The 15,282-nt window shown below is 46.9% G+C and carries 17 protein-coding genes; 13 read left to right on the top strand and 4 right to left on the bottom strand.

What is annotated here, in order from left to right:
- Positions 1-70 precede the first annotated feature (70 nt).
- Genes yycF through MKY98_RS26370 form a run of 5 tightly spaced genes read left to right on the top strand, consistent with a single transcriptional unit; the run spans position 71 to position 5,561 of the window.
- A complete protein-coding gene (gene yycF / locus MKY98_RS26390) occupies positions 71-802 on the top strand; it encodes a response regulator YycF (RefSeq protein ID WP_029518933.1) in 732 nt (243 codons plus the stop codon).
- Positions 799-2,628, top strand: a complete 1,830-nt coding sequence (walK, locus tag MKY98_RS26385) for a cell wall metabolism sensor histidine kinase WalK (protein ID WP_029518931.1) — start codon at positions 799-801, stop codon at positions 2,626-2,628. Before yycF ends, walK begins: the two co-directional genes overlap by 4 nt.
- Positions 2,625-3,965, top strand: a complete 1,341-nt coding sequence (locus tag MKY98_RS26380) for a YycH family regulatory protein (RefSeq protein ID WP_029518930.1) — start codon at positions 2,625-2,627, stop codon at positions 3,963-3,965. The genes walK and MKY98_RS26380 overlap by 4 nt, the downstream gene beginning before the upstream one ends.
- An 18-nt stretch (positions 3,966-3,983) precedes the next feature.
- Positions 3,984-4,748 (top strand): two-component system regulatory protein YycI, encoded by a 765-nt coding sequence (yycI, locus tag MKY98_RS26375; RefSeq protein ID WP_029518929.1) that lies wholly within the window; start codon positions 3,984-3,986, stop codon positions 4,746-4,748.
- A gap of 6 nt (positions 4,749-4,754) precedes the next feature.
- Entirely contained in the window at positions 4,755-5,561 is an 807-nt protein-coding gene (locus MKY98_RS26370) for an MBL fold metallo-hydrolase (RefSeq protein ID WP_029518927.1), read from the top strand.
- Here the strand turns inward: MKY98_RS26370 and MKY98_RS26365 are convergent.
- The gene (locus MKY98_RS26365) at positions 5,530-5,736 is read right to left on the bottom strand and encodes a hypothetical protein (protein WP_025723164.1); all 207 of its coding nucleotides are present in this window, start codon (positions 5,734-5,736) and stop codon (positions 5,530-5,532) included. The genes MKY98_RS26370 and MKY98_RS26365 overlap by 32 nt on opposite strands.
- A gap of 502 nt (positions 5,737-6,238) precedes the next feature.
- Between MKY98_RS26365 and MKY98_RS26360 the strand changes: the two genes are divergently transcribed.
- Positions 6,239-7,474: a S1C family serine protease gene (locus tag MKY98_RS26360; RefSeq protein ID WP_029518925.1), complete on the top strand. Its 1,236-nt coding sequence runs from the start codon at positions 6,239-6,241 to the stop codon at positions 7,472-7,474.
- Positions 7,475-7,559: 85 nt separating this feature from the next.
- Here MKY98_RS26360 and MKY98_RS26355 read toward each other — a convergent pair whose 3' ends face one another.
- Positions 7,560-9,281, bottom strand: coding sequence for a cellulase family glycosylhydrolase (locus MKY98_RS26355; protein ID WP_069012361.1), 1,722 nt, complete (start codon positions 9,279-9,281; stop codon positions 7,560-7,562).
- A 228-nt stretch (positions 9,282-9,509) separates the two neighbouring features.
- Here MKY98_RS26355 and MKY98_RS26350 point away from each other — a divergent pair, with 228 nt between their 5' ends.
- From MKY98_RS26350 to MKY98_RS26335, 4 genes are all read left to right on the top strand, one after another.
- Positions 9,510-10,274 (top strand): class I SAM-dependent methyltransferase, encoded by a 765-nt coding sequence (locus MKY98_RS26350; RefSeq protein ID WP_069012360.1) that lies wholly within the window; start codon positions 9,510-9,512, stop codon positions 10,272-10,274.
- 105 nt (positions 10,275-10,379) lie between these two features.
- A complete protein-coding gene (locus tag MKY98_RS26345) occupies positions 10,380-10,547 on the top strand; it encodes a CxxH/CxxC protein (RefSeq protein ID WP_013373879.1) in 168 nt (55 codons plus the stop codon).
- Between the two features lie 114 nt (positions 10,548-10,661).
- Positions 10,662-11,603: an AraC family transcriptional regulator gene (locus MKY98_RS26340; RefSeq protein WP_069012359.1), complete on the top strand. Its 942-nt coding sequence runs from the start codon at positions 10,662-10,664 to the stop codon at positions 11,601-11,603.
- A 28-nt stretch (positions 11,604-11,631) separates the two neighbouring features.
- Entirely contained in the window at positions 11,632-12,120 is a 489-nt protein-coding gene (locus MKY98_RS26335; protein ID WP_069012358.1) for a DinB family protein, read from the top strand.
- An 80-nt stretch (positions 12,121-12,200) separates the two neighbouring features.
- Here MKY98_RS26335 and MKY98_RS26330 read toward each other — a convergent pair whose 3' ends face one another.
- Both MKY98_RS26330 and MKY98_RS26325 read right to left on the bottom strand, forming a co-directional pair.
- Positions 12,201-12,545: a helix-turn-helix domain-containing protein gene (locus tag MKY98_RS26330; protein ID WP_069012357.1), complete on the bottom strand. Its 345-nt coding sequence runs from the start codon at positions 12,543-12,545 to the stop codon at positions 12,201-12,203.
- Between the two features lie 61 nt (positions 12,546-12,606).
- Positions 12,607-12,951: a helix-turn-helix domain-containing protein gene (locus MKY98_RS26325; RefSeq protein WP_069012356.1), complete on the bottom strand. Its 345-nt coding sequence runs from the start codon at positions 12,949-12,951 to the stop codon at positions 12,607-12,609.
- A 164-nt stretch (positions 12,952-13,115) separates the two neighbouring features.
- Between MKY98_RS26325 and MKY98_RS26320 the strand changes: the two genes are divergently transcribed.
- From MKY98_RS26320 to MKY98_RS26310, 3 genes are all read left to right on the top strand, one after another.
- Positions 13,116-13,976 carry a DNA-binding protein gene (locus MKY98_RS26320; protein WP_069012355.1) on the top strand — a complete coding sequence of 287 codons (861 nt, stop codon included), beginning with the start codon at positions 13,116-13,118 and terminating at the stop codon, positions 13,974-13,976.
- Between the two features lie 150 nt (positions 13,977-14,126).
- Positions 14,127-14,606, top strand: coding sequence for a 23S rRNA (pseudouridine(1915)-N(3))-methyltransferase RlmH (gene rlmH / locus MKY98_RS26315; RefSeq protein ID WP_013312768.1), 480 nt, complete (start codon positions 14,127-14,129; stop codon positions 14,604-14,606).
- Between the two features lie 244 nt (positions 14,607-14,850).
- Positions 14,851-15,087 (top strand): hypothetical protein, encoded by a 237-nt coding sequence (locus MKY98_RS26310; protein ID WP_069012354.1) that lies wholly within the window; start codon positions 14,851-14,853, stop codon positions 15,085-15,087.
- Positions 15,088-15,282: the final 195 nt, after the last annotated feature.

Below are 15,282 nucleotides of genomic sequence, written 5' to 3'. Positions count from 1 at the left end.
AAGCATCTTATAGGTACTGACAAACGAAAGTTATTATAGATGATGATCCGTGAAAAGAGGTGAACGCTGTATGCAAGGAACGATTCTGGTAGTGGATGATGAACAGCCCATCGCTGATATTTTGAAATTTAATTTGGAAAAAGAGGGCTACCAGGTGATTTGCGCCTTCGATGGAATCAGCGCAGTGGATATCGCGGTCAAACAGCAGCCTGATCTGATCCTGCTGGACCTGATGTTGCCGGGCATGGACGGCATGGACGTATGCCGCGAGGTGCGCGGGCATCAGCTCCAGACGCCGATTATTATGCTGACCGCCAAGGACGGCGAAATCGACAAAGTGTTGGGGCTGGAGCTGGGCGCGGACGATTATGTAACGAAACCGTTCAGCACACGGGAGTTGCTGGCACGGGTGAAGGCGCAGATGCGCAGACAGCAACGCGGCAGGGCAGATGCGTCGGAAAGCCGACCGCAGGAGGATAAGCAGGGGCTGCGCGTGGGCGACCTCTTTTTTGATACGGATATGTATACAGCTTACAAAAACGGAACACCGCTTGACCTGACGCACCGCGAATATGAGCTATTGCACTACATGGCTAAGAATGCCGGAAAAGTCATGACGCGGGAGCATTTGCTCCAGGCAGTATGGGGCTTCGAATACTACGGGGATGTGCGTACAGTGGATGTGACCATTCGGAGGTTGCGCGAGAAGATTGAGGAGAATCCGAGCAAGCCGGAGACCATCCTGACACGCCGTGGTCTTGGATATATCGTGAGCGGGGGCAAAGGTGGCCTGCGGGCATGAAATGGCTGTCTTTCTTTCGTACCATTCATGCAAAGCTGATTATTATCTATGTGCTACTGATCTTGGTGGCTATGCAGCTGATAGGGGTTTATTTTGTCAGCTCGATGAAGAACTCCCTCACGAGTAATTTTACGCAGGATTTGCAAGCACGGGCGGAGATGCTGTCCGTGCTTGCGGAGCAGGATCTGAGTGGCAGCGACGGCAAAATGGAAGAGGACAGCGTGGAAAGTCTACGTGCACGCGTGAATAATTTATTCGATTTCAGCGGCGCGGAAATTCAGGTGCTGGATGCCAGCGGGAAAGTATTAATTACTTCCCAAGGTTCACACGCCGATTATGTCGGACGCAAAAATACGCAGACAGTAGTCAGCCGCGCACTCCAAGGAATCCGAGATAACGAGGAATACATGGTGGACGAAGATAATGTCCGCAAGAAGGTCGTCGCCAAGCCCGTTATCAGCCAAGGCAAGATTGTCGGCGCGGTATACATCGCCGCTTCAATGACCGAGCTCTACGATACGATGAAACGCATTAACAATGTGTTTCTCTCAGGTATGCTCATTGCGCTCGCGTTGACGGCTGTGCTGGGCGTGGTATTGGCCCATACGATTACGCACCCGATCAAGGTAATGACACGCCATGCAACGGAGGTTGCCGAGGGCAAATTCGACCAGCAGATGCCTGTATTTGGTGAAGATGAGATCGGTAGGCTCAGCGTGGCCTTTAACTATATGACAGGCCGTCTGCGTGAGGCACTGTCCCAAAATGAAGAGGAGAAGGAGAAGCTCTCCTCCATCTTGACCAATATGAGCGACGGTGTGGTCGCTACTGATGACAATGGCCGGGTCATTCTGGTCAACCGTCGGGCCAGCGCCATGCTGGGCGTGAACGAGAACGAAATGACCGGCAGGCATATCGCGGTACTGCTGGGGATCGACCCGGAGGAAACCGAGGCCCTGTATAGCGGTTCTTCGGCCTCCACGCTCTTGCAGCTGGAGCCAGCTGGTCAGGATGAACCCATCGTCATCCGTGTGACATTCACGCCGATTCATCGGCGGGAAATTGGCATTACGGGGACGATTGCCGTGCTCCAGGACGTGACGGAGCAGGAGGAGATGGAGACGACACGGCGGGAATTCGTAGCGAATGTATCCCATGAGCTGCGCACTCCGTTGACGACCATCCGCAGCTACGCTGAAGCGCTGGATGACGGCGCGATGGCTGAACCGCAGCTCGCAGAGCGTTTTGTGGGCGTGATCCGCAACGAGACAGAGCGTATGATCCGGTTGGTTACGGATTTGCTGCATCTGTCACGGCTTGATTCCAATGAGGCGCCTTTGCGGATGCAACCTGCCGATGTGATGGAGATGCTGGACGAAGTCGCAGATCGGTTTTCTTTTCAAATGAAGCAAAAACACATTCGCTCAGGGATGTTCGTAGAGCAGGGAATCGGTAAAGTCGTGATCGACCGGGACCAAATTGAGCAGGTGCTGGACAACCTGATGTCCAATGCGCTGAAATATACGCCAGATGGCGGAAGTATTCGGATCGAAGCTCGCCGCAACAGTGAGGGAATGCTGTCCATTTCGGTACAAGACACCGGAATTGGTATTCCCAAAAAAGACTTGGACCGGATTTTTGAACGGTTTTATCGTGTAGACAAGGCGAGATCGCGCAATATGGGCGGCACGGGACTGGGACTGTCGATTGCCCGGGAAATTGTAAAGGCGCATGGGGGCCAGATTTTTCTGGAGTCGGAATACGGTCAGGGAACCTGTACGACCTTTACGCTACCCATGTCGAGTGAAGGGAGGGAAGCACAGTGAAGGAACGTTTGAAGTCCTGGACGCTTATTTTGCTGGTTGCTTCCAGCCTGGTACAGACTTATTTTTTAATTTACCGCCTTCCAGGCAGTGATTCTGTACTCACTTCAGAAACGAACTATGTCAAAACCGAAAGCATGGGGCAGGAGGAAAAGATTGAGAACCTCGTGTTTCCTGATAAAATGCTAATTCACCAAGGTGAGAAGAAGCATACCGTTTTTTATCCGGGTGTTACTTTTTACGATTTAATTTATACACGGCTGGAAAGCCGAAGCTTTAACAACTTTCAACGTCGAAGTATTCAATCGGCGGACTGGGCACAGATTCGCAGCGAAAACGAAGGCATCGAATTATCCTTTTCAGGCGGAGTCCCGGTTTCATTACTGGAGCGGGTTATGCGTCTGACGCCGGATTCGGTGTTTCAGGGAGAGACGATTAACCGCATTTGGATCTATATAGACGAAAAGAATGCCAAGCCACACGCGCTCTTTTTCAGTGCCAGAGGCGATGTGGTGTATGAGGCGAACCAGTTCGATATGACAGTAGAGGACATCCGCCAGCATGTGAATTTCGGTAAAAATGCCCCGTTGTACGAGCTGGTAAATAATCAGTACTACATTCCCGTGGATGATCTGGAAACTACGCAGCCTGTAGTGTATGCTGGATTGTTTACGACAGAGCAAATGCAGCGGAATTTGTTTTTCGATCCGGGGATTACGCGTAATATTCAGGAGAAGGACGGCTCCCAAATTTATACGGATAGCAAACGTAGTCTGCAAATCAAGCAGGAGCAACGTTGGATGAGCTATACCGATCCGAGTGCGCCAGGAGCGGGTGGAAGCAGCCCGATTAGGGATGTGCTGGCCGCAGTTGATTTCGTGAATCAGCATGGCGGTTGGGATGCTTCGTATCAGCTGAAATTGAGAAGCAGTGATGAAAATCGTACATCTGTGATGTTTCAGCAGTATTATGGTGCTTATCCAGTGCTCGACACACCATCGTTCCGCTTTGGTACGATTTCGCTGCAAATCCAGCAGGAAACGGCTTCTGTCTATGAACGTTCGTTGCTGTATCTCAAGGGAGGAGAGCAATCCTCGAAGAAGGTTATGCTGCCGGGCGGCGAGCCCTTGAAGAAGCGACTGGAGACTGTAGGCAAAGGGAAGACGATTCGAGATCTGACTCCCGTATATCAACCGGAGCTGACCAATGATGGATTGAAGCTTGCTCCTGAATGGCGCGTTACGTTCGGTGACGGTTCTGTTGCAGAAATTCTTGCTGTTCCTGTAACGACAGCATCCAACACAACACAAACGAAGCCAGACCGGGAGACAAAGAGGTGACAGGAAGGGGGAACGGGAATGGATTGGAGCCGCGCCAAGAACGTATTGATCTGTACATTTTTGCTGCTCAATGTGGTATTGGGTTACCAATTGTGGCATGATGCGCAGGAAACGGCAGGGCCGAGTCTGGATTTTACTTCATTGGATGAAAATACGCAGCGTTTAATGGAAGAGAAAAGCATTCAGGTGCTGGCTCCGATTCCCGGCGATACCCCGCAGCTGCCTAAACTCTCTTACACATACGTTCATAGTGGAGAAAAGGATGATCGTGTGCAGCTGGTGAAGCCAGTGGATAGCAAACTGGTATTCACCCATGATGCGCTAGTGGAGGCATTGGAGCCACAAATCAAGGATATCGATAACTTTCAGTACGATCCGCTGGATGTTCAGGAGGAATTGGCATCCGGACAAGCAGATGCTTTTGTACTTCATCCGCTGGTTCAGGGCAAATGGCCGCTATTTAATGTGAAGCTGGCTCTGTTTTACAGCAATCAAAAGATTACAGGGTATCGCAAAATTAAGGTCGAGCTCCAGCCTTCGGATGAGGCAAAGAAAATGCTGCCTGCGTCCAAAGCACTGGCAAGGCTGATCGACGGCTATTTGCCGCGTGATACGATTGTGAAGGATATCCGGCTCGGTTATTACGGACAGACCTTTAACTCCGATAGCCAGGTGGCTGCCCCCGTGTGGCGGTTTATGCTGGACAACGGAAAAGGTGTGTATTATGTGCAGATGAACGGAGATGTCATTAGTCCAAAGACAGAACATACAGAAGGGTCTTGAACAGATATGGGGATTTCATTTACCGTGCTGTCGAGCGGTTCGACCGGCAACGCTACCGTAGTGCGGAACGAAGACACGACATTGCTCATCGACGCAGGTCTCAGCGCGAAGCGTATTGACGAATTGCTGAAAGAACGCGAGCTGAGTGGAGAAGAGTTGGATGGTATTTTGGTCACGCATGAGCATTCCGATCATGTTAAAGGACTAGGCGCCATGGCGCGTAAATATAATTTACCTATATATGCTAACGAGAAGACATGGTTTGCCATCAGCAATGCTGTTGGGCAAATTGCAGATGATAACCGTAGAATATTGGAGACAGGCGCAACGCGGGAATTTGAATCATTACGCGTGGAGTCTTTTGGTATATCCCATGATGCGGCCGAGCCTGTAGGATATAGCTTTTATGATGGGGCGGAGAAGCTGAGTGTAGCGACCGATCTTGGCTATGTCAGCGACAAAGTGAAACAGGCGATATCAGATGCGGATGTATTGGTGCTGGAGTCTAATCATGATGTGGAAATGCTGCGTATGGGTCGTTATCCGTGGAACATCAAGCGCCGTATTCTCAGCGATATCGGTCATTTATCTAATGAGATGGCGGGCGCGATTCTTAGCGAGCTGCTGACAGGTCGTACGAAGCGAACGTATTTGGCACATTTGAGCCGCGACCACAATATGATGGAACTTGCGAAGCTGACTGTGCGTGGGGCGATGGAAGACCGCGGCTGTTTTTACAAGGACAGTGAGTTTCGATTGTGTGATACGTACTATGATCGTCCTACACCTTGGGATAAGGTAAGTGAGCCATAAAGCTGTCCAGTTCGGCGGCTTTGCGTTCTACCTCTTCACGGGTCACTACGCCTTTGTCCACCAGTAGTTCAATCAATGTACTTAGCGCCAGTGTATTGCGGTAATGCTCGTCTTTCAAATCCGCCAGCTTGGCAGCCATGCGAACTTCATCCATAGCCGAACGATGTGAATTCATCATATATTCCTCCTAAAAAATATTTTAGAAATGGCGTGCAATGAGCTTGGTTCTGCCTGTGGTTTTGCTAAGTGCTGTGATACAATAAAGCTAACAACGGAAAGCTTTCTGAAGGAAGGCTCTCATCGAAAGTATAGGCAGCTTTAAGCGGACGGGAACAGGCCAGAACGTCTCTATGAGACGATCATTTTGTAATAGAATAGAAGACTTGTTACTATTGTAGTCCATTGGTTTGGAAATCATTCCTCTTTTTTCCTCTATTCGGAGTCAGATTCGGCGTGTATGCTAATTTATGAGATTCGGTTGCTTAGGAAGGCACCATTTGTGGTGATTAATAAGTAGGCCGGAACGATTGGTTGCTGGATTCCGATGATAAGGGATATTCAATCCATTTGAGATGTTCAACGGAGCAGGTTCTCTGTAGCATAGGTTGGCGCAAGCCCGAATAGCCCTAATTTTTTAGTGAGTGTCGGTGCATGACAACGAAGGGGAGAGGATTAGCATGGGCTTGTTTGAGGACGATTTTTATTCAACGAAGGTATCCACACGTGCGGCTAAAAAAATGGCATTTAAGGCACGCCGTGGAGGACGGGGACGTTGGCCACACAGGAAGCGTGGAGTAAGTCCGGTGCAAGCTGCTGTCATTAGCGGTGCAGTCAGTGCAGTGATTGCCGTGCTTCTGTTCAGTTTTATTACAGGTCTGCCCTCCACTACAGCGGTAAGCGGAGCCAGTCACTATCCCTTGCGGCAAGCAGCGGGTGACCCGTATGACCGGATTGTGCAGGCGGCAGCCAAGGTGCGCCCAGCCGTCGTTAGCATCGTGAATCTGAAAGATGAAGAGGGTAAAAGTACGGAACAATCCGCGCTTGGATCGGGTGTCATTTTCCGAGTGAGTTCGGGCAAAGCCTTCATTATGACGAATAACCATGTGGTCGAAGGATCAGATGATCTGGATATTGTAACGGTAGACGGTGTCAGAAAAGAGGCAAAGCTGATCGGGAAGGATCGCATTAGTGATATCGCGGTACTGGCAGTTGACGATAAAGGCATTAGCACAGTAGCGGATATCGGCGACTCCAGCAAACTTCGTCTGGGTGAAACGGTCATTGCTATTGGCAACCCGCTTGGCTTGGGAGATACGCTTACCTCCGGTATAGTAAGCTATACGAATCGCATCATTCCGATTTCCATTAATCAGGATGGGGTATATGACTGGGAGCAGCATGTCATCCAGACCGATGCAGCGATTAATGAGGGAAACAGCGGCGGCGCGCTGGTCGATCTGGACGGACGTGTGATTGGCATCAATACGATGAAAATCGCTGATACTGGTGTTGAGGGACTTGGTTTCGCTATTCCCGCCAATGAGGTAATGAAAACGGTGAATGAACTGGTTGAGGACGGCAAGATCACCCGCCCTTATCTGGGGGTATACACGGTCGATCTCAATAATGAATATGCACCGCTGGATGAAACTCAGCGCAAGGAGCTCAAGCTGCCGGACAGCGTGAAGAATGGAGCAGTCGTTCTGGAAGCCCACGGTCCTGCCAAGGAGGCTGGCTTGAAGCTGAACGATGTCATTACAGCGTTTGATAGCGAACCGATTAACTCTACGCTTGATTTGCGTCGCTACTTGTACGATAACAAGAAAATTGGCGATGAGCTGAAAGTTACTTTTTACCGGGCAGGCAAGGAAGAAACGATGACGTTAAAATTAACAGATAAGCCGGAAGGCTAAGGTATGATTATAGGCTTAACTATAAAAAGGCGTTCACCGGCTTAGTTCCGGGAACGCCTTTTTCGATCTTCTGCTGCGCCTTAGATTAAGATGTCGTTCCCGTTACACGGGTTCCGCTCTTAGTGATCTTGTATGTCACCACATCGCCGCTCCAGAAGTGGAACTTCAGCGTGACTTCACCATCTTTTACACTATTAAAAAATTCAGGCAGCAGCTTGATGCCATTGGCATCATAGGCAGGGGCAAAGGTATTGCCAAATTCCTTATAAGGTGTCCAATCCTGTGGACCGGCATTGCCACCATTCGCATAAACGGCTTCCATCGTGGCAAGTTGGCTGCCGCGGAAGTCCGTTGGAATGGTAAAGGCTTGTGTAGTACCCTCGGTAGCGCTTAATTTTGGTGTATCATACACGACTACTTTGAAATTCCAGTCTGCTCCCTTATTAAATTTGGCGTTAATTACTGCATTCTCGCCATATTTACCGGAAGTAGTCAGGCTGGTAAGCAGGCTGGCCTTGAAGGTTAATGTGTCTCCGTTCAGCGTGTAGTCGGTGCCTTGCTTTAGTTGCTTGCTGCCCACACTGAGTGTTTTCAGCTGATTGCCGTTCAGGTTTAAGGTGACCTTGGTGTCCTGAGCTGAGGTGCCTTTCTTCAAGTGAATGAGGTCACGGTCTGCATTGGAGGAACGCCATTTTAGGCTGGCTCGGATGACGTTAAAGAGCTCAGGGTCAGACCATTTGTACGTTGTGCGGTTAAAATGCTGGCCGTTATCCCAGAGTATGCCTGTTATTTTCTTCTCCTTCATGTAGTAGGTCAGGAACTCGAAGAATTTCAGCTTTTCGCCTTGTTCAATAACGCCTGTATTTTTATCGAAGCCGAGCAGGCCATATTCACCGACAATAACCGGAATACCTTTGGCTACAAAGGTGTTATAGACGTTATCAAAGGTTTGGATGATATCGTTTTTAGTATCTTTATCAAAAGTAGTATGGCCCGCAATATTTACACTGAAAGGCCAATAACCATAATAGTGGACGGTGGCAATCAGATTGGGATCATTCAGCTTGGTTATCGTGTTGTACAGCTCATTGATTTTGGCCTGAGCAGGTGAGGTGTCCAAGCCAGGCAGAACAAGGGGACGAGTGGCATTCTTACCGCCAGAGGCGCGGACGATTTTGTGGAAGGATACATTCAGTTCTTGGAGCATCTGATTCATTTTCGCTTCATCCGTAGTCCCTCCTTCGGAGAAACGGGGTTCGTTAATACTTTCGAACATCAGCTTGTTAGGTTGATCTTTAAAGCGTTGGGCAATTTGTGTCCATAATGCGTTATAGCGAGCCAGCACCTCATCATGTTTGGGCTCCATACTGCTTACCCACGTCCATGAATCATGATGGACATTGATCATGACGTACAGATTAGCATCCAGTGCCCAGCGAACAACCTCTTCCACACGGTTCATGTAGGCAGAATCAACAGTATAGTTCGGTGCTGCTCCAATGTGCTTATCCCAGGTGACGGGGATGCGTATGCTTTTGTACCCTTGGGCGGCAATTTGCTGGATCAACGCCTGGGTAATGCGCGGATTGCCCCAGGCTGTTTCATCCGCCCCGACAGCATCCAGCGAATTTCCTAAATTCCATCCGGGCTGCATGGCTTCTACATACGATTGCATGCTGCTCACAGCCGCAGTTTGTGGTGCTTGTCCGTCAGATTCGGCAGCAGCGGCAACGGATGCGAACGTAGATAACAATAGGGTGATGGCAAGCGTCAACGACAGCAATGAAACGGGTCTTCGTTTTAACATAATAGGCCCCTTTACAAAGTTATTTTTGAAAGCGCTTTCCCATAAAACACTACCATACTATTTGAAAATGGAATACCTGTATAATTCATGTAAAAATCATGTGTTAATTAGATATTTTAATTTTGTAAGCGTTATTATTGAAAAAATACAGAAATGAGTGTAGAATTTATGGCCCTACGTGGATTGTAGTATCGGATTTGTAAATACAAAAGAAAGAAGGAGATGAATATGAATAAGTGGGACACGGAAGAGGCCATTCGACGTTGGAATATGCATGCAGAAAACTTTACTGCCAAGTACACTGAGGAAGGAGATCGATCTCGCGAAGTACTGCTGAATCCGGCATTGCAAGCCTGTATGGGACCTCTCGGGGGCAAAAAAGTGCTGGATGCCGGCTGTGGCGAAGGCTATCTAAGCCGTAAAATGGCCAGGGCGGGTGCGTTGGTAGAGGCTGTCGATTACTCGACAGAGATGCTGAGGCTAGCCAAAGAGCGAACTCCATCAGCGTTGGGAATTACATATCACCATGGCAATCTGGAAAAGCTGGAGATGTTCGGAGACCAGAGCTTTGATCTGATCGTGTCCAATATGGTCATACAGGACTTGGCCCATTATGAGCAGGCGGTTGCCGAAATGCAGCGGTTATTAGTTCCAGGAGGCCGCTTTATTTTTTCTATTCTGCATCCGTGCTTTCTGACGCCTCAGAGTGGATGGGTGAAGGATGAGACAGGGAAAAAGCTGTATTGGAAAGTGGATCAATATTTCAATGAAGGCCCATTGGAGCAAGCGATTCCTTATGATCAGGAGGAAAAGCTTTTGTATTTTCACCGTACGCTGGACAGCTATGTACAGACCATTGTTGAGGCGGGCTTGTCGTTGGATGGGATGATCGAACCGAAGCCGTCTGCTGATATGCTAGAGAAATATCCCCATTTCCGTGAAGACCTGAACGTTAGTAATTTTCTCATTTTTAAGACCAAACGTCAGGGATAGTGGGCAAGCCCTTTCCTTTCCGCGTCAAGTGTGGTAGAACAAAAGAGGGCAGTTTTGACACACTTACAACAGGAAGAGCTTCAAACGGAAAGGGATGCAACTGGAATGTACGTGGTATGTAAAGAGCATGTGGAACTGGCAATTGATATGTTCGTCGATGAATACGAGGATGCACCGGATGTCGTCGATCTCAAGGAAACGAAATTTTCGGATTGGGACCCTCCAGTGAAGTGCAAGGAATGTGAGAAAAAAGCCGAGTTTTTGGTCGTTTAAAAAAAACAAGCACGGGCGTTTCGGGCAGAAACGTCCTTTTTGTATATCAGGATTTATTACATACATAGAGCTATATTTATTCCCACCACGTACTGAGACAGGAGTGAACGATGGATGGACCCTTTACTGCATTCACTATTTCGTCCGCTTCAGGTCAATGGAAGTGATCCCTCCACATATTATATCGAACAAAAGCCGTCTGCTGCGCTGAGAGCTTATGTAGCTTGCTATTGGGAGTCCGGTCCGACTGCTAGAGCAGTTTTTGAAGGGGACGTGACAGCATCGGGTAAATACGCAGCTTCATTGAGTTGGATGGAGGAAGAAGAGGCAGTGGATCGGGTATTACCTGACGGCTGTACGGATATTCTATTAGAATACGATCCGGTGAATAAGCGTCAGGAACTCTCGTACTGCGGGACGTTTACGAATCCGTTCGTGTCTACCAGACAAGCAGGGTCCGAGACACGTATTTTTGCGGTGCGGTTTTTTCCGGGTGGTGCGCATTATTTTCACGGGATGCCGACTCACTTGTTTACAGGCGGTAATTATCGCTTGGAAGATCTCTGGCCCGAAAGCATCACCATCATAGGTGAGCGCATTATGGAAGCACAGAATTTCAATGAACGGGTGCGCATCATGGATGAGTATCTTAGCCAGCTTCTGCTGCGCCAACGCACGAACGATTGTGATCTGATGAAAAACCTGCTGCATCGCATCTTCGTAAGCGGCGGGAGTGTAGGGGTTAAGGAGCTGGCGGAGTGTGAGGCGATCAGTGAAAGGCAGATCAATCGTAAGTTTGGACAATGGATCGGAATCAGCCCCAAAAAGTTCAGTGAAGTCGTCCGCTTCCAGAGCGTTCTGCACAGTATCCAAAGCGGCGGGGGGCTGGATTGGACGGAGATGGCATTGAAGCATAGCTTTTTCGATCAGGCGCATCTGATCCGCGATTTTCGCAGGTTTTATGGAGACTCCCCGCTTACCGCAGCTAAGGATTTACGGAGGTTGTCCGATTTTTACAATACACGCCCAGAGGCTTCGGCTATACTCAAAATATGAACAAGAATGGCAAAGGAGAGATGTGAATATGAGTGGAACGCTGCAAGTTCGAGATCATTTGCTGAATGAGCTGGAGACGGGAGTACGGACGGGGGAAGCCTTGATCCGTAAAATACGCCCAGAGGATTGGAACTTTCGTCCGCAAGAAAATTTCCGCTCATTGCTGGAGTTAGTGCATCACTTTGTGCTTATTCCAGCTTCGGATCTTGCGATTATGCAGGAGAAGTCCGAGGGTGAAGTAGGAGAGATTGAAACCAGCCTGTCCGGGGTGGAAGATCCCGAGCGCTTAGCTGCGACTTTCAGGCAGAATTTTGAGGCATATAAGGCTTACATTCTTTCGCTTAGCGAAGACGATTATCTGAATCGTTCGACGAAGGCCTTTTATATGGAGCATGGGCATTTGCAGGTTCAATGGCAGATTGAGACTGTGACCCATGTGTTCCATCACCGTTCGCAGATCTACAATTATCTGAAGCAACTGGGACATGAAGTGAGCTTTTTTATGTTGTATGCTTAAGTTTTTTATATAAAAGGTATGGAGGGCACCTGTGGGGTGCTCTTTTTGGTTTTATTTAAGACTTTTCAGGGTGGAATGGCTTAGTCGAACGCGCGTGAAATTTCTTTACTAACACGTCTAAGAATCCCGATTTGTTCTTTATTTAATCTGCTGGTGAGCGCAACAAACTCATCTATCGCTTCTTGCCGAATCACTTCGTCTGTAGTCATATGTTCTTCGGAAAACATCAATTCACTGATCGACACGTTTAAGGCAGTTAACACTTTCTCCAAGGTATCAATCGAAAAGTTTCTTTCGCCTCTTTCTAATGCACCAATATATCTATAGTCCAAGCTTGCGATGTCAGCCAGTTTTTGCTGTGTAAGTCCCTTTGCATTTCGAATAGCCCGGATTCTTATACCCATTTGCTTGCGTAATTCTGTCATATAACCACCTCATAACAAGCTTATGGAAGATGAAGTGTAAAAGTCAGGTAGAGAGAATTGTTCAATTCTTTTTTTGTTGTAACTCAACTAAACCAACAATATTTTTAGTTATAGTAGTAAGAATTTCGAGTTCTGTTGTTTCTCTTGAATTTATGAGCAACATAAGCTCATTTATGATTTGTTTTCGATCCGTATTTTCATCGAATTGAAAAAGTTCAAAGGGTGGAACCTTTAACGCTAGAATTATTTTTTCCAACGTCTCCAAAGAAATATTTCGATCTCCACGTTCTACTCCGCCAATATAACTGTAATGGAGTCCTGCTGCTTCTGCCAATTGTTCCTGTGTCCAGCCTTTAGCTTTTCTTAGTTCTCGTATTCGGTTTCCGACGCTTTCTGGTAAACTCATGTAATCACCTCCACTTAAGGTTAGAAGAGGAGAGAATATCGTTACAGACCATCTTATGCAAAATAAACACACATAAAACTGTACTTTTAAGTACTTTTTATATTGATCTTCTTTTTTGCTTTCTATACAATTGGTTGTAAATGGCAATATAAGGAGGACTAGTTTTGAGAACTTCTATTCTGAAATCACTTAAACCGGACATCATTGTTGAAATGTTAGAGATGGCTGTGGCTTTTGAAAATTGGAAAAAGGTGATGGAGACGGCGGATATTTTGTACCAATGTGTACAGCGTATCTATGAAGAACGGCAGTATCATAAAGCAATGAAATTATCCATCCCGCATGTCAATTTAGAACGTCCATTGGTATATTATTTTGGGCTCAGTCACCTGATGTGTGGAATGGCTCACCAGAACCTGGGTGCATATGAGCAGGCAAGGGAGTGCATCTATAAGTATGCTGAGCTGGGGTGGATGGAGGATTTAAAGGAAGAAGACATTCAGGTTGTTGAGGAGTTCAGGTTTTTAGCCAAAACTAATTTATATGCAGTAGATATTTTGTCTGGAAATATAGAGCTGATCGAGGAATACGTAGCCTTTTTGCAGGATAATCTAGAGGAAATATTACCGGGGCTGAATACCATATTACGGGCAGCGCTTATGTATCATTTGGATGTGGCAGATATTTTACATACGTTTGCAGAGCAGATTCATGAATTCGAAAGTTATGAAGACGCAGAGAACGTATCCTACTATTATAGCTACTGCTATCATTTGGCTTTGTACTATCGGAAGTGTGGCAGATTACAGGATGCAGTGGGACTTACTGTGAAGGCGATGCAACTAGCCGATCAGTCGGGTAACGATCGTAATTTCAAGAAATGTACAGCATTGTTCGAATCATTACGGGAGTCAGCGACAGCGGAACAAATCAGCGGATATCAGCAGATGCTAATGCAGTGTCTTGATGAATACGAAGCGGACAGGCAATTCATTGTGAAGAGCGTAATGGATAATCCGCTATGACCTGAACAGGGAATAGGCTCGTAGTGGAGAGGAAATAGATAGGTAAGAGGCGCATCAGGTGCTAAAATAACTATGTTACAGGATGTTTTTAAGTTAGGGATCGTAAATAAGATTTTACATTATCATTCGACATAGATAGGGGTATGGAATTTGTTTATTCAGCTTATAGGTGTGGGGAAGTTAAAAGAGAAATATTTGGTCATGGGCATTCAGGAATACGCTAAACGGCTGGGCCCATACATCAAATTTCAAATGATCGAAGTAGCCGATGAAAAGGCTCCAGATACACTGAGCGAGGCGGAAGTCCGACAGGTTAAGGAGCGGGAAGGAGAGCGCATCCTTGCTCATGTGAAAAGTGAAGCACATGTGATTGTACTCGCTATCGACGGCAAACTGTGGAGCTCGGAAGAACTCGCAGAGGAATTGGACAAGCTCGGCACCTACGGTACAAGCCATGTTGTCTTCGTTATTGGCGGCAGTCATGGTCTCTCTGACGAAGTCCTACGCCGCGCCCAGCAAAAGCTGAGCTTCGGAAGAATGACTTTGCCTCATCAGCTGATGCGACTGGTACTGGTGGAACAGATTTATCGGGCGGTGAAGATTAATCGGGGTGAACCGTATCATAAGTAGAGCGAAATTTACTAAGGGAGACCTCTTGAATTTTAATGAGCAGTAAATAGTAGGTTTTCAAATAGTGAATGATAAGTAATAACGAAGTAAATATATAATTAATTTAGGGGCATCCGGTAGGGTGCTTTTATTATTAATTAACTCTGTTTTTCCCGATTTAATAGGCTATTTTTACTAAAAATATGTCAGAATAAGAAATATTTCATATACATTTCTAATGGTTGTTCTGTAAAATAGGAATATGATGGTAAATAAGGAAAAGGTCGATGATATCTTGTCGCGAAGCGCTGACTATACAATACAAGGCTTTATTTATCAATTTAATAAAACTCTACTAGAAATTTTAAATGATGAAGAAGATGCAATAATTTCAATTGAAGGCATTATTGAGGATATAGAAATCGCAACTGCCCTAACAACAAGGGCGATACAGTGTAAATATCATGAGGAACAGGAAAATTTCACTCTAAGTAATGTGTAAGACCTATTCTTCAGATGATGGAACATTATTTTGATAATGTAGACAAGGATATAGAGTATAAACTCTATGCTCATTTCCCAAATGAAAGAGAGGGTAGTAATTATCTTACGGGTCACAGTTCAAGTTAAGGATGCGGGACTTTCTCCGTATAATTGCCTTTGAATAGTAGTGGTGTGAATTTGGATTGGGCTTGGA

The organism is Paenibacillus sp. FSL M8-0228 (assembly GCF_038007385.1).
In the GTDB taxonomy this organism is placed as follows: Bacteria; Bacillota; Bacilli; order Paenibacillales; family Paenibacillaceae; genus Paenibacillus; species Paenibacillus polymyxa_D.
The sequence above is the reverse complement of the archived record's forward strand: the minus strand, read 5'-3'. Positions and strand labels throughout refer to the sequence as shown.